This window comes from Bradyrhizobium sp. SYSU BS000235 (genome assembly GCF_049747295.1).
GTDB lineage: Bacteria > Pseudomonadota > Alphaproteobacteria > Rhizobiales > Xanthobacteraceae > Afipia.
The window spans coordinates 1,459,800-1,474,145 of record NZ_JBMHJM010000001.1; the positions used below are offsets into that span (position 1 = coordinate 1,459,800).

9 protein-coding genes are annotated in these 14,346 nt (G+C 62.4%); 4 read left to right on the plus strand and 5 right to left on the minus strand.

Annotated features, from left to right (window positions below; all coding sequences use genetic code 11):
* Window positions 1-65: 65 nt before the first annotated feature.
* Entirely contained in the window at window positions 66-533 is a 468-nt protein-coding gene (locus tag ACP0KA_RS06750) for an Hsp20 family protein (protein ID WP_424628067.1), read from the plus strand.
* Between the two features lie 200 nt (window positions 534-733).
* On the opposite strand, the gene ACP0KA_RS06755 is transcribed toward ACP0KA_RS06750, so the two are convergent.
* Window positions 734-1,609: a hypothetical protein gene (locus ACP0KA_RS06755; protein ID WP_424628068.1), complete on the minus strand. Its 876-nt coding sequence runs from the start codon at window positions 1,607-1,609 to the stop codon at window positions 734-736.
* A gap of 445 nt (window positions 1,610-2,054) precedes the next feature.
* On the opposite strand from ACP0KA_RS06755, the gene gltB reads away from it, so the two are divergent.
* Window positions 2,055-6,776 carry a glutamate synthase large subunit gene (gene gltB, locus ACP0KA_RS06760; protein WP_424628069.1) on the plus strand — a complete coding sequence of 1,574 codons (4,722 nt, stop codon included), beginning with the start codon at window positions 2,055-2,057 and terminating at the stop codon, window positions 6,774-6,776.
* 43 nt (window positions 6,777-6,819) lie between these two features.
* Window positions 6,820-8,277 (plus strand): glutamate synthase subunit beta, encoded by a 1,458-nt coding sequence (locus ACP0KA_RS06765; protein WP_424628070.1) that lies wholly within the window; start codon window positions 6,820-6,822, stop codon window positions 8,275-8,277.
* Between the two features lie 172 nt (window positions 8,278-8,449).
* Here ACP0KA_RS06765 and ACP0KA_RS06770 read toward each other — a convergent pair whose 3' ends face one another.
* From ACP0KA_RS06770 to ACP0KA_RS06780, 3 genes are all read right to left on the minus strand, one after another.
* A complete protein-coding gene (locus ACP0KA_RS06770) occupies window positions 8,450-8,836 on the minus strand; it encodes a DUF1236 domain-containing protein (protein WP_424628071.1) in 387 nt (128 codons plus the stop codon).
* Between the two features lie 123 nt (window positions 8,837-8,959).
* Complete coding sequence (locus tag ACP0KA_RS06775) at window positions 8,960-10,618, minus strand: DUF459 domain-containing protein (RefSeq protein WP_424628072.1); 1,659 nt, start codon at window positions 10,616-10,618, stop codon at window positions 8,960-8,962.
* A 169-nt stretch (window positions 10,619-10,787) separates the two neighbouring features.
* On the minus strand, window positions 10,788-12,212 hold the full coding sequence (locus tag ACP0KA_RS06780; protein ID WP_424628073.1) for an MATE family efflux transporter: 1,425 nt from the start codon (window positions 12,210-12,212) through the stop codon (window positions 10,788-10,790).
* Window positions 12,213-12,318: 106 nt separating this feature from the next.
* Here ACP0KA_RS06780 and ACP0KA_RS06785 point away from each other — a divergent pair, with 106 nt between their 5' ends.
* Window positions 12,319-12,927: a TetR/AcrR family transcriptional regulator gene (locus ACP0KA_RS06785; RefSeq protein ID WP_424628074.1), complete on the plus strand. Its 609-nt coding sequence runs from the start codon at window positions 12,319-12,321 to the stop codon at window positions 12,925-12,927.
* Window positions 12,928-12,942: 15 nt separating this feature from the next.
* Here ACP0KA_RS06785 and ACP0KA_RS06790 read toward each other — a convergent pair whose 3' ends face one another.
* Window positions 12,943-14,343: a lytic murein transglycosylase gene (locus ACP0KA_RS06790; protein WP_424628075.1), complete on the minus strand. Its 1,401-nt coding sequence runs from the start codon at window positions 14,341-14,343 to the stop codon at window positions 12,943-12,945.
* Window positions 14,344-14,346: the final 3 nt, after the last annotated feature.

Sequence of the window (14,346 nt, forward strand, 5' to 3'; positions counted from 1 at the left end):
GAGTTTCTTGGACGAGGCCGTCACGCCAGAAGAACGCGCTGGTCGCTCATTAGGAGGACTAAACCATGCGTACTTTCGATCTCACCCCGTTTTATCGTTCCACCGTTGGCTTTGACCGCCTGTTTTCGCTGCTCGATCAAGCGAACGGCGATGGCGCACCGGGCTATCCGCCCTACAACATTGAGCGCACCGGCGAGAACGACTTCCGAATTACTGTCGCCGTATCCGGTTTCTCGCAAAATGAAATCTCGATTGTCGCGAAGGAAAACACGCTGACGATCAAGGGCGAGAAAGTTGCGAATGAGAACAGCAAAGGCCAGTCCGAGGTACTCTATCGCGGCATCGCGTCGCGCGCATTCGAGCGTCAGTTCCAGCTTGCCGACTTCGTGCAGGTGAAGAACGCTTCGCTTGAGAACGGCCTGCTCCATGTGGATCTCGTCCGCGAGATTCCGGAGGCTGCCAAGCCTCGCCAGATTCCGATCACCACGTCGGCGTCGAGTGCTCCGCAGGTCACCGAGAAGGCTGCGGCCTAAGCTATCGCCTCATAACCTCCCGTAGACTGCAAAGCGCCCCGATCCCCCGGGGCGCTTTTTTTTCGATCCTTCGAGGCGCGCGACATCCGAAGTGCGACCTTCGTCGATGGCTTCAAAGATAAGCATCAGACGACAACGTCGCCCTCACCGAAGTGAGGACGACGCGTCCCACCTGTCTTCCCCGTCCCAGAACGGAAAGATCAATCTAGTGGCTGCACCGGAGGCATGGCCTGCGTCGGCCAGAGCTTCAGCGTAGACGCTGTCGGCGCCGCCGCAGGTGGCTGCGCAACCGCACCGACAGTCGCAGCAGGTTTCGCCTCCGCAGTCTTGTCCAACGGCGCCACCGCAGCCGGCCGTTCAGCTGCCGGCGATCCGGCCGGATGTTGTGCCGCAGACGTTGCTGCGGTCTTCGCGGCCCCGGATGACTCGCTCGAAGTGGCAGAAGGAGTCGGTGCGGGCGCTGACGGCGACTGGCTGGCGACCTTCGGCGTCCCACCGTGGACATTGCCCTTGGCGACGTGTGGAACCGGTGCCGGCGGGCGCGGCGCGCGGCGGTAATCCTGTTGATAAAGCGGCCGTCCCGGGGGAGGCCCGTAGGCCATTGCGTCGCCCACGGCGAGCGCCGGAGCAAAGCGCATGATCCGGCCGGTACGGGCATCAATGACCAGCCGGCCCTCAATGCCACGGGGACCGGCCGCAGCCATGGTGTAAACCCAACCGCGCCGTGCGACCGGGCCGAGCGGGATATATCCTGAGGAGCGGACGATGGTGGCGACCTGATAGGGCGGCAGCACAGGTCGGGGATACAGCCCGGTTCGTTCAACCCGGATCGGAGGCGGGGCATAGGAGTCGCGCTCGTAAACTTCCGGCGCATAGGGCCTCTGCACATGAGGTGCCGGTGCATAATAGCGCGGTGGGGGCGCGACTTCATCTTCGATCGGCGGCGGCCCGCCCATATCGTCCACCACCGGGAGATCATCCGCCGCCATCGCAGGCTGCGCAGCCAAAGAAGCCGAGATTACCACGCCAGCCGCAAAAGCCTGCCAAACAAGCCTTTTCCCCGAGAACAACGCCATTACATAACGCTCCCTTAGTGCCCCCAAAGAACCGTTTCAGACCGTTAAGGTCTGCGACGACTGTCGTGTCGGATTTGGGCGGAGCTTTGGCCGCACAGCGGCGCCTTTGTCGTATTCGCAAGGCACGCGGGGACGATGTCGACTTTGGGCTATCCCAGCAGGGACTCAGGCGCGCTTGTGTGATAGGAAAAAGTTTGGCAATCTCGTGGTTAGGACAGTATCACTGTCCCAATTTTCCGGGGAAGCCCGGCACAGTAGTTGCGAGTCCCTCGCAACACTGACCAGTTAAGCAGGCCGCATGTGAACCGGAGACGGCACGAGCGAACTGCACTTTCGAAAGCAAGGCTCGTCAGATGCGAGCGGTGGCCTTCAGGGTGCCGCAAGGTCGAAGCTGCGGCCAAAATGGGTTTAAATAGACAGCTTCTAAGGAAGCGTGGGGATAAGAATGAGCGGGTCAGAGTTCGAGCGTGACGACATCAAGGTGGATGCGCCCATGGCGGACCAGGCCTTGAAACCACGTGAACACACTTGGCGCCCGGCAGCCGAGGGTCTGTACGATCCCGCGCTGGAAAAAGACTCCTGCGGTGTCGGCTTCATCGCCAACATCAAGGGCAAGAAATCGCATCAGATCGTCAGCGATGCGATCAACATTCTTTGCAACCTCGAGCATCGCGGCGCTGTGGGCGCCGACCCGCGCGCCGGTGACGGCGCAGGCATTCTCGTGCAGATTCCGCATGCATTCTTCGCCCGCAAGGCGAAGGAACTCGGCTTCACGCTGCCGAAGCCCGGCGACTATGCCGTGGGCTCTCTCTTCATGCCGCGCGAAAAGCCATGGCGCGAAGTCATCCAGGGCATCGTCGCGGATCAGGTCAAGAAAGAGCACCTGACGCTGATCGGCTGGCGCGAAGTGCCAACCGACAACTCATCGCTCGGTGAGACGGTCAAGCCGACCGAGCCGAATGTGATGCAAGTGTTCATCGGCCGCGGCGAGGACACCAAGTCGGAAGACGATTTCGAACGTCATCTCTACATCCTGCGCAAGGCGATCTCGAACGCGATCTATCAGCGTCGCGAGCGGTCGCTTGCCGGGTACTATCCGATGTCGATGTCGTGCCGGACCGTCGTCTACAAGGGCATGTTCCTCGCCGACCAGCTCGGCAAGTACTATCCCGACCTGCACGAAGCGGATTTCGAATCCGCGCTGGCGCTGGTTCACCAGCGCTTCTCGACCAACACCTTCCCGGCGTGGTCGCTGGCGCATCCCTATCGCATGATCGCGCACAACGGCGAGATCAACACGCTGCGCGGCAACGTCAACTGGATGGCCGCACGCCAGGCGTCGGTAAGCTCGGAGCTCTACGGCGAAGACATCACCAAGCTTTGGCCGATCTCCTACGAAGGCCAGTCCGACACGGCGTGCTTCGACAACGCACTCGAATTCCTCGTGCAGGGCGGCTACTCGCTGTCCCATGCCGTGATGATGATGATTCCGGAAGCGTGGGCCGGCAATCCGTTGATGGATGAGAAGCGCCGCTCCTTCTACGAATATCATGCGGCCCTGATGGAGCCGTGGGACGGCCCCGCGGCCATCGCCTTCACCGACGGCCGCCAGATCGGCGCGACGCTCGACCGCAACGGTCTTCGTCCAGCGCGCTATCTCGTCACCAAGGATGACCGTATCGTCATGGCGTCCGAAATGGGCGTGCTGACGATTCCGGAGGACCAGATCGTCACCAAGTGGCGCCTGCAGCCTGGCAAGATGTTGCTGGTCGATCTGCAGCAGGGCCGCCTCATCCCTGACGACGAGATCAAGGCGGAGCTGTCCAGGAGCCATCCTTATCGCGAGTGGCTCGACCGCACGCAGATCGTGCTCGAAGACATGGCTGAATCTCCGGCCAAGGCCTCGCGCTCAAACCTGTCGCTGCTCGATCGTCAGCAGACGTTTGGCTACAGCCAGGAGGACCTCAGCATCCTGATGACACCGATGGCGTCCACCGGCGAAGAAGCCGCGGGCTCCATGGGCACCGACACGCCGCTGTCGGCGCTGTCGAACAAGCCGAAGTCGCTGTTCACCTACTTCAAGCAGAACTTCGCGCAGGTGACCAATCCGCCGATCGACCCGATCCGCGAAGAGCTGGTGATGAGCCTCGTCTCAATCATCGGCCCTCGCCCGAACCTGTTCGACCTTGAAGGCCTGTCGAAGACCAAGCGCCTCGAAGTGCGTCAGCCGATCCTGACCGACGCGGACCTCGAGAAGATCCGCTCGATCTCGGAGGTCGCCGACAATCACTTCAAGTCGCGCGCGCTCGACACCACCTTCCATGCCGGCCTCGGGGCCTCGGGCATGGAGCAGGTGCTTGACGAGCTGTGCGGACGCGCTGAAGCGGCCGTGCGTGAAGGCGTCAACATCATCATCCTGTCGGACCGCGCTGCCGGATCCGACCGTATCCCTATTCCGTCGCTGCTGGCCTGCGCCGCCGTGCATCATCACCTGATCCGCGTCGGCCTGCGCACGTCGGTCGGCCTCGTGGTCGAGTCCGGTGAGCCGCGCGAAGTGCATCACTTCGCCTGTCTTGCGGGCTATGGCGCCGAAGCGATCAATCCATATCTGGCATTCGAGTCCATCATCGCGATGAAGGACCAGTTGCCGGCCAAGCTCGACGACAAGGAAATCGTCAAGCGCTACATCAAGTCGATCGGCAAGGGCCTGCTCAAGGTCATGTCGAAGATGGGCATCTCCACCTATCAGTCCTATTGCGGCGCGCAGATTTTCGACGCCGTCGGCCTGAAGGCGGATTTCGTCGCGAAGTATTTCGCGGGCACGCACACGCGCATCGAAGGCGTCGGCCTCGCCGAAATCGCCGAGGAGACCGCACGTCGTCATTCCGAAGCCTTCGGCGAGGAACAGGTCTACAAGACGGCGCTTGATGTCGGCGGCGAATATGCTTTCCGCTCCCGCGGTGAAGAGCACGCGTGGAATGCCGAAACCGTTTCGCTGCTCCAGCATGCCGTGCGCGGCAATTCGCAGGAGCGCTATCGGTCATTCGCCAAGGTTCTGAACGAACAATCCGAGCGGTTGTTGACGCTGCGCGGCCTGTTCCGGATCAAGACCGCCGAAGACGACAAGCGCAAGCCGGTGCCGCTCGACCAGGTCGAGCCGGCGAAGGACATCGTCAAGCGCTTCGCTACCGGCGCAATGTCGTTCGGCTCTATTTCCCGTGAAGCCCACACCACGCTTGCGGTCGCCATGAACCGCATCGGCGGCAAGTCCAACACCGGCGAAGGCGGCGAGGAAGCGGATCGCTTCAAGCCGCTTCCGAACGGCGATTCACTGCGTTCGGCGATCAAGCAGGTGGCGTCGGGCCGGTTCGGCGTGACGACGGAATATCTCGTCAACTCCGACATGATGCAGATCAAGATGGCGCAGGGCGCGAAGCCCGGCGAAGGCGGTCAACTGCCCGGCCACAAGGTCGACGCGACCATCGCCAAAGTGCGCCACTCCACTCCGGGCGTCGGCCTCATCTCGCCACCGCCGCACCATGACATTTACTCGATCGAAGATCTCGCGCAGCTCATCTACGACCTCAAGAACGTCAATCCGGACGGTCAGGTATCGGTGAAGCTGGTCTCCGAAATCGGCGTCGGAACGGTTGCCGCCGGCGTTGCCAAGGCACGCGCCGACCACGTCACCATTTCCGGCTTCGAGGGCGGAACGGGCGCTTCACCTCTCACCTCGATCAAGCACGCCGGCTCGCCGTGGGAGCTCGGCATCGCCGAAACCCACCAGACGCTGGTGCGAGAACGGCTGCGCAGCCGTATCGTGGTGCAGGTGGACGGCGGTTTCCGGACCGGCCGCGACGTCGTCATCGGCGCCCTGCTCGGTGCGGATGAAATGGGCTTCGCCACCGCACCGCTGATCGCGGCCGGCTGCATCATGATGCGCAAGTGCCATCTCAACACCTGCCCGGTCGGCGTCGCGACGCAGGACCCGGTGCTGCGCAAGCGCTTCACCGGCCAGCCCGAGCACGTGATCAACTACTTCTTCTTCGTCGCCGAGGAAGTGCGCGAGATCATGGCCTCGCTCGGCTTCCGCACCTTCCAGGAGATGGTCGGCCAGAGCCAGATGCTCGACCAGACCCGCCTGGTGGCGCACTGGAAGGCGAAGGGCCTCGACTTCTCGAAGCTGTTCTACAAGCAGCAGGCGCTGCCCGGTCAGAAGATCTACCACGCGGAAGCGCAGGACCATCATCTGGACAACGTGCTCGACCGCACGCTCATCAAGGAAGCGCGCGCAGCGATCGACCGCGGCGCGCCCGTGAAGATCTCCGCCGAGATTCACAACACCGACCGCAGCGCGGGCGCGATGCTGTCGGGTGCGGTGGCCAAGGCCTACGGCCATGAAGGTCTGCCGCTCGACACCATTCACGTCAGCCTCAAGGGCACCGCAGGTCAGGCGTTCGGCGCATGGCTCACACGTGGCGTCACCTTCGACCTCGAAGGCGAAGGCAATGACTATGTCGGCAAGGGTCTCTCCGGTGGCCGCATCATCGTGCGCCCGCCGCGGATTTCGGGCATCGTTCCGGAAGAGTCCATCATCGTTGGCAACACCGTCCTTTACGGCGCGATCGAGGGCGAAGCCTATCTGCAGGGTGTGGCCGGCGAGCGTTTCGCCGTGCGTAACTCAGGCGCGGTCGCCGTTGTCGAAGGTGCCGGCGATCACTGCTGCGAATACATGACCGGCGGTATCGTCGTGGTGCTCGGCCGGACCGGCCGCAACTTCGCGGCCGGCATGTCCGGCGGCGTCGCCTACGTCATCGACGAGGACGGCACCTTTGAGAAGCGCTGCAATATGGCGATGGTCGATCTCGAGCCGGTGCTCTCGGAAGAGCTCATCAACGAGAACGCGTTCCACCAGAGTGGCGATCTCGAGGCCCATGGCCGCGTCGACGTGTTTGCGAACCTGCTTGGCGAGGACGTCGAGCGCCTGCATGTTCTGATTACACGTCACGCCAAGCTCACTGGCTCGGCGCGGGCGCAGCATATTCTCGCGAACTGGAAGACGTATCTGCCGATGTTCCGCAAGGTCATGCCGGTCGAATACCGCCGCGCGCTGAAAGAGATGAAATCGCGCGAGCCGGAAGAGCCGAAAATCGCAATCGGCGCATGAGCAAATCGGTTTTTGAATTCTCCTTGTCGGAGCTTCGGGTTTAATGGGTAAGGTTACAGGTTTTCTCGAGATCGAGCGCAGTGAGCGCCAGTACGCGCCGGTTGCGGAGCGGGTGAAGAATTTCAAGGAATTCGTCATTCCGCTGAGCGAGAAGGACGTTCGCGATCAGGCAGCGCGCTGCATGAATTGCGGCATTCCGTATTGCCATGGCACCGGCTCGGTTCAACCCGGCACGCCCGGTTGTCCGGTCAACAACCAGATCCCGGACTGGAATGACCTCGTCTACAACGGCAACTGGGAAGAAGCGTCGCGCAATCTGCATTCGACCAACAATTTCCCGGAATTCACCGGCCGCATTTGTCCGGCACCATGCGAAGCGTCCTGCACGCTGAACATCAACGACAATCCGGTCACGATCAAAACCATCGAATGTGCCATCGTCGATCGCGCCTGGGATAACGGCTGGCTCAGACCGGAAATCGCCGCGCAGAAGACCGGCAAGAAGGTTGCCGTCGTCGGCTCCGGCCCCGCCGGCCTTGCCGCCGCACAGCAGCTTGCGCGTGCCGGTCACGACGTCCACGTGTTCGAGAAGTTCGCCAAGGCCGGCGGCCTGCTCCGCTACGGCATTCCGGACTTCAAGATGGAAAAGGGCATCATCGACCGCCGCGTGGCGCAGATGGAAGCCGAAGGCGTGGTCTTCCACTACAACACCGTGGTGGGCGGCGCTTATGCCGGCGCGACCGATCCGCAGGATCTCTTGAAGAACTTCGACGCGGTGGCGCTGACCGGCGGTGCAGAAGCGCCGCGAGATCTGCCGATCCCCGGCCGCGATCTCGACGGCGTCCACTACGCGATGGATTTTCTGCCGCAACAGAACCGCCGCGTCGGCAACGAGCCGTTGAACGGCACCCGCGAGATTCTTGCCAAGGGCAAGGATGTGGTGGTGATCGGCGGCGGCGACACCGGTTCGGATTGCATCGGCACGTCGATCCGTCAGGGTGCATCCTCAGTCACACAGCTCGAAATCATGACGGCTCCGCCGGAGCGCGAGAACAAGGGGCTAACTTGGCCGAACTGGCCGCTCAAGATGCGCACGTCGTCGAGTCAGGCGGAAGGCGCCAAGCGCGACTACGCCGTGCTGACGCAAAAATTCTCCGGCGAAAACGGCAAGGTGGCGAAGCTGCATTGCGTCCATGTGGACGAGAAGTTTCAGCCGGTGCCGGGCAGCGAGTTTGAACTGAAGGCCGAGCTGGTGCTTCTGGCCATGGGTTTCGTGCATCCGGTGCATGAGGGCCTGCTCAAGAAGCTCGGCGTCGAACTCGATCCGCGCGGCAACGTGCGCGCCTCCACCAACGACTATCGGACGTCGATCCCGAAGGTGTTCTCCTCGGGCGACATGCGCCGCGGCCAATCGCTCGTCGTCTGGGCGATCCGTGAAGGCCGCCAGTGCGCGGCATCGATCGATCAGTTCCTGATGGGATCGACCACCCTGCCCCGCTGATCAGCGTCGCCAAAAAAATAAAAAAGCCCCGCCATCGTGCGGGGCTTTTTGATTCATGACTTCCCCGACGCGCGGTGTGAAGACCACCGGCTCGCATGGCGGTCTCGACGCGGCCAGAGAAAAAGGCCCCGTCCAGTGGCGGGGCCCTTTTCTCCGCATCCATCGGGTCGGATTACTCGATGACGCGGATGACGCGGCGGGTGCGCGGTTCAACGATCACGCGCTGATTGTTCACCACCGCGTAGCTGTATTCGGCATGGCGCGGCACAGGGTGGACTTCGACGTATGTCGGCAGCGGTTCGCCGACGACGACACGCTCACGCACGACGACTGAATGTGCAGGTGCGCCGGTCACCGACGAAATCACAGCTGTCGGGATATCGACGGCTGCACCGACGGCCGCGCCGACTGTACCACCGACCGCAGCGCCAAGCGGACCAGCAACTGCACCGCCGGTAGCTGCGCCGTTGTTCGCGCCTTCAATGGTGGCGGCCTGCGCAAACGCCAGACTTGGCGACAGGGCAAGGACGGCAACGGCCACCGCTGTACGAATTCTCATGTCATCCTCCAGTACGCATTTCAGAGAATGACCAACGACTCCTCACCCCGACCGTTCCGGAAAAAGCGCGTTGGAACTTTGCAGAATTTTAGTGTTGGAACGGAACAAGTCCGCTCCAAATTCTCAGCGTGAGAACCACGGGAAGAAGGACGAAAATCCACTCGGCGCAGGGTGAGGCGCTTCGCGGGGCGCGCGCTGACGCGAAGAACCACCTTGTGCCTGCCCGTCAACTGAGCCTTGCGCGACGGATTGCGGTGGCCTCTTCGGCTTCGGCTTCGCAGCTGAAGCTGCTGCTGCAGAACCGTCCGATGGCGCGGCGACGACAGCCGGATCTCCTGCGGGGGCCGTCAACGATCCGACTTCACGCCGCGGCCATGAAAAATCGTCCGCGCGGCCTGCGGGCGGGCTCAACGGGTCACCTTTGACCAGAGTGCGTGAGGTCAACGCATCAACCGATGTGGGGCGCGCGCCCGTCCCACCCAACAGTTCATCGCCACCGACTGACGACGCCACCAGCGGCATGATCGGTCCGACGAGCGGACGCGGCCGTCCGGCGGCATCAGGCGTGACACTGGGGCCGACACTGGCTTCAGGCTCCGTTGGCAATTCCACCGGCGCGGTTCGCGATCCAAGGACACGGCGGATTTCGCGCTCAGTATAGTGCGCAAGCTTGCGCGCGCCGGCCTTGGTGAAGAATACGCCGTCCGACGATCGCAGCCGGCGGATCTGACCTTCGAAGTCCGGACCTTGCTGTGCAAAACGTCCCGAATCATCGACGAACCCATCCCACACATCGACATAGGTGATCCCGGCCTTGCCGGCAGCGTCGCGATAAAGCGCATCGAGGAACAGCATGTCCGATGTCGCCTTCGGGCCGCGCACCGCAGGCAGGCCGACCCAGAGGACCGGCACGCCCTTGGTCTTCAGGACTGCGATCATCTCCTCGATTTTTTTCGTGTAAAGTTCGACCCAGCGGTCGTCACGGAATTCATAGGAGCCACCGCCCGAGCGCGCAGCTTTCTCTGGCGCGACAATGCTGGGCTGCTCGTCGTCATCGGGAGCGACTTCACTGTCAGCGGGCTTGGTGTCACCGGGCTTGGCTTCTGCCGGCTTGCTGTCCGCGGTCTTGTTATCTGCAGGCTTGCCGTCGGCCGCCTTGTCGTCGGGTTTCTTCGCGCCCTTCTTGTCGGCTTTATCGTTACTCTTGTCGGTGCTTTTGGCGTCGGCCTTCTTTTCCGGCTCACGGATCGGAATGCGATCATGGAGGCCCAGCATCACAACGATCGCATCCGGCTTCTCGGTGGCGAGAATGCTCTTGGCCGCCGCGGCCCAGTCGGATGGCTCCCCTTTGGGCTGATATTTGATCAGACCGGATACGGTCTTGTGTTTGCGGATCACGCCGAGTTCGGGCGTCTCCGATAGCGCGTCCTCAAGACCATAGGCCAGCCAGTCGGCCATGGCATCGCCGAGCACCAGCACATTGCGTTCGGCTGGCGCTTCCCGCTTTGCAGGTGGGGGAGCGCGCGAAAAATCCTGCGGGCGCGGGGCCTGCTGCGGCTCCGAGGAGCGGGGACCAAACACATCGCCGAACGGCGCGAAGAACCCGCGTTGCTGCTGCGGATGCTGCGGCGCCGGACGGCGGCCGAAACCGCCAAAGCCGAAATCAAAAAACTGGGCCGAAGCCGGAGCAACAATGCCGAACATCATCGATGCCGCGACCGCCAGGACGATGAGCGGACCGCGTTCAGTAAACAAGCGCAGGAAAGGCTTCCGTTTCGGCATCTGTCTCACAGCGTGGAGAAATCGCTACGTCAAAATAATAGCAGATTCAGGCCCCAAGGGGGCGAAATCAGCGGGCGAAATCGCGCGCCATAAACGGCTCTCCAGGGGTCTCCGTCAAGAGCTCTTCCGACGGCGAATGGCCGCGATTGTTCCCAGCCATTCTCGCACCTCAGGACCGGATCCCCTCCTCCGCGATCTCTTCTTCAGTGATGCTGGCAGCAAGGCGACCATCGTTGGTCGGCATTGCCCGTTGCCATCCGCCGCGCGCAAACCAGAGCATGCAAAACACAGCCGTGGCGATGTTGGCGATCGGGAACGACCACCAGATGCCCTCGACATGCAGCGATGTCATCTTCGAAAGCACGTAAGCAAGAGGCAGTTGGAACACGCATTGAGAAACAAGTGCGACGATCATCGCCGCCATCATGTTGCCCGAGGCGCGGAAGGCGGACACGACGCAAAGCTGCACGCCGATACCGCCCCATGTCAGACACATCAGCCGAATGAAATGTGCGCCCTCCGCGATGACCCCGGGGTCGGTCGGCACGAAGAAGGCAACGACCACAGGCGCAAACGCGAACACGCCGATCCCGACCAGGGTCAAGAGCCCAAGGCCCATCACAATTCCAAGCACGGCGGCCCGCTCGGCACGCCCATGATGTCCGGCGCCGATGTTCTGTCCCACCAGGGTCGAAACCGACATCGACAGGGCCATGGCAGGGATAGTGATGAACTGCAGCACATTTGCGCCGACGCCGTAAGCCGCGAGCGTTTGCGTGCCAAATCCGGCAACTAGAAATGACATCGCCATCGGGCCCAAGCCCCGCGCCGACAATTCGATCGAGCCAGGCAGGCCGAGCAGGAACGCCCGCTTGATGTAGGCGAAATCAGGTTTCAGGTTGGCAAGCGTCAGTTTGATTCCATGCCGCCCGCGAAACAGGAGAAGCAGCCCCGCCGTAGCGGCCAACGCTTGCGTCAACAGGGTCGCATAGGCCGCGCCGGTCACGCCCTGCGGCGGCAATGGACCGGCACCGTAGATGAAGAGCGGATCGAGCGCGAAATTCAGAGCCACCATGCACATGACGATCACAAGCGGCATACGCATCTGGCCGACGCCACGCATCAGCGCCTGAAACATCGCATAGAGAAAAACAAAGATCACGCCAAAGAACGAGACGCGCATGAAACTCAGCGCGTTCGCATAGACATCCGGAGCGACACCCAGCCAGTGAATCAAATGCGGCGCCATGGCGTAGCCCGCCATGGCGAACACCGCGGATATCGACGCGACCGTCATCATGGTCTGCGCCGCCACGTGATTGACCATGGATTGGTCCCCGGCGCCGGCATAGCGCGCGCACAGCGTCGCCCCGGCGATGCCGAATCCGGCACCGGCCGCGATCACCAGGAACATCACGGGCATGTTGAGCGAGACCGCTGCCACGGCGGCGGCACCGAGCCGCCCGACCCAGAAGGCATCGGTCAGTTGATAGCCGGTCTGCAGCAGGTTCCCGAGCATGACGGGAATGGCGAAACGCACCAGTGCCGGACCGATCGGCCCTTCGGTGAACAGGCGGGGACCTTGAGAAGCCATTGCGGACATCTCCCTTAAATTAGATTGCTTAGTCTAATTTATAAGCCCGTTGGCGGAGGGGTCAATCATTGATAGACTGAACAATCTAACTTATTCGTGAGCTGAGATGCGCAAGGTCGATCCGGTCAAACATGCGGAAAAACGCCAGGAAATCCTGGAAGCGGCGGCGCGCTGCTTTGCCCGCGACGGCTTTCATGGCGCGACCACCGCCGCGATCTGCGCCGAGGCCGGCATCAGTCCCGGCCACCTCTACCATTACTTCGCCAGCAAGGAGGCGATCATCGCCGCGATGGCGGATGCCGCTCTGGAGCGGGCAGCAAAGAGGCTTGGCGACATTGCGGAGGATTCGAACATCATCGCCACCCTCGCCGCCGAGGTGGAGCAGACCAAGCCGCGTCACATCCGTACGCAAAGGCCGATGCTGCTGGAGATGATGGCGGAAGCCGGACGCAATCCTGCCGTTGCCGAGATCCTGCATAAGCACAGCAAGGGAATGCGCGATCTTCTCGCCGAGCTCGTGCGCAAAGGTCAGGATGCCGGCGAAGTCGATCCGTCGCTGGATGCAGATCTTGTTGCAGCGATTCTGATGAGCGTGGTCGACAGCTCAAAGATCCTGCCGGTCCGCGATCCAAAGCTGGACAAGGGCAAGGCGATGGATCTGCTCAAGATTATGATCGCGCGGTTTCTCGCGCCGCAGAAACCCGCATCCGGCTAGTAGCTGTCTGTCGCATCAGCGTTGCCGCAGCCGGTCCAGAACGCCGGCCGATGCAAAGCCATCCGCCGGGGCACCGATGGACGCCTGAAAGCTGCGCAAGGCCTGGCGGGTCTGACCGCCGAGATTGCCGTCAGGTTCGCCACGATAGAATCCGCGTTGCGCCAGCAACTCCTGCAACTCGAGCCGCTCCGCACGCGACAGCACGCGCTCCTGGCGCGGCCATGCCTGCACCAGCGGGCCGCCGCCGCGCAGGCGATCGGCAAAGTGGCCGATGGCAAGCGCATAGGCCTCTGCCGGATTGTATTTCGTGATGGCGCGGAAATTCCCGAGCATCAGGAAACCCGGCCCTTCGCTACCCGCAGGCGCAAGCAAGAACGCCTTGTCGCTGTTGCGCGGAAATCCTTTGCCACCGGCGCGGCGGAGACCAAGATGCTCCCACTGCGCGATCGTCATGACCTTCGAGCGGTCGGCATACATGTAATTGAAGCCCGGCGGCACCTCGACCTCGTAGCCCCATGTCTGCCCCGGCACCCAGCCGTTCTTCCTGAACATGTTCGATGTCGAGGCCAGAATATCCGGCACGTCATCAACTATGTTGCGGCGTCCGTCGCGATCGAAGTCCACCGCGAAGCGCTTGAATGCCGACGGCATGAACTGCGTCGCGCCGAATGCGCCAGCCCATGATCCGCGCAATTGCTGCGGCGTCAGGTCGCCATGATGAAGAATTTCCAGCGCATCGAGAAACTCTTCCCTGAAATAGGCCTGGCGGCGGCCGACGCAGGCGAGCGTCGCGGTCGAATTCAGCACGCTGCGGTCACCGCCCTGGGTCGAGTAATTCGACTCGATGCCCCAGATCGCCGCCACGATGTAGCGATCCACGCCGTAGACGTGTTCAACCGCGTCGAAGGTGGCTTTGTATTTCGTCAGCATTTCACGGCCGCGGGCCAGGCGCGTGTCGTTGACCAGCACGTCCAGATAATCCCACACCGCCTTGGTGAATTCCGGCTGGGAATCCACCAGGTCCATGATGCGCAGGTCCGGCGAAAGGTCCGCCGTAAACCGCTGGAAGCTCTCCTGCGAGATGCCACGGCGCGCGGCTTCCGGCCAGAACCCTGCGATACATTGGTCGAAATTCGCCGCGCGCTGCCGGATGGCGGCGGCTGTCATCTCCGGATGGCCGGAGGCACCGTCCTCTCCGCTCCATTCCTTTGCGGATCCCGCCTGCGCCATGCGGCGCGGCGGTGCGGCAGGGCGCGGGCCACTGGACTGCGAAATTGAGCCGGTGACGTCACCGTTGGATGGCGCCGGACCACCGCCGGCCATCATGCACGCGGATACCGCCACTGCCAGCACACCCAGCGCCAGCATTGTTGCACCCGCAGACAGTGTTCTGCTGATTGATTCAGAAACCCGCATGTC

Excerpts from the sequence above, each read along its gene's own strand:
- ACP0KA_RS06750 (WP_424628067.1), top strand. The coding sequence starts at position 66 with ATGCGTACTTTCGATCTCACCCCGTTTTATCGTTCCACCGTTGGCTTT.
- ACP0KA_RS06755 (WP_424628068.1), bottom strand. The coding sequence starts at position 1,609 with ATGGCGTTGTTCTCGGGGAAAAGGCTTGTTTGGCAGGCTTTTGCGGCT.
- gltB (WP_424628069.1), top strand. The coding sequence starts at position 2,055 with ATGAGCGGGTCAGAGTTCGAGCGTGACGACATCAAGGTGGATGCGCCC.
- ACP0KA_RS06765 (WP_424628070.1), top strand. The coding sequence starts at position 6,820 with ATGGGTAAGGTTACAGGTTTTCTCGAGATCGAGCGCAGTGAGCGCCAG.
- ACP0KA_RS06770 (WP_424628071.1), bottom strand. The coding sequence starts at position 8,836 with ATGAGAATTCGTACAGCGGTGGCCGTTGCCGTCCTTGCCCTGTCGCCA.
- ACP0KA_RS06775 (WP_424628072.1), bottom strand. The coding sequence starts at position 10,618 with ATGCCGAAACGGAAGCCTTTCCTGCGCTTGTTTACTGAACGCGGTCCG.
- ACP0KA_RS06780 (WP_424628073.1), bottom strand. The coding sequence starts at position 12,212 with ATGGCTTCTCAAGGTCCCCGCCTGTTCACCGAAGGGCCGATCGGTCCG.
- ACP0KA_RS06785 (WP_424628074.1), top strand. The coding sequence starts at position 12,319 with ATGCGCAAGGTCGATCCGGTCAAACATGCGGAAAAACGCCAGGAAATC.
- ACP0KA_RS06790 (WP_424628075.1), bottom strand. The coding sequence starts at position 14,343 with ATGCGGGTTTCTGAATCAATCAGCAGAACACTGTCTGCGGGTGCAACA.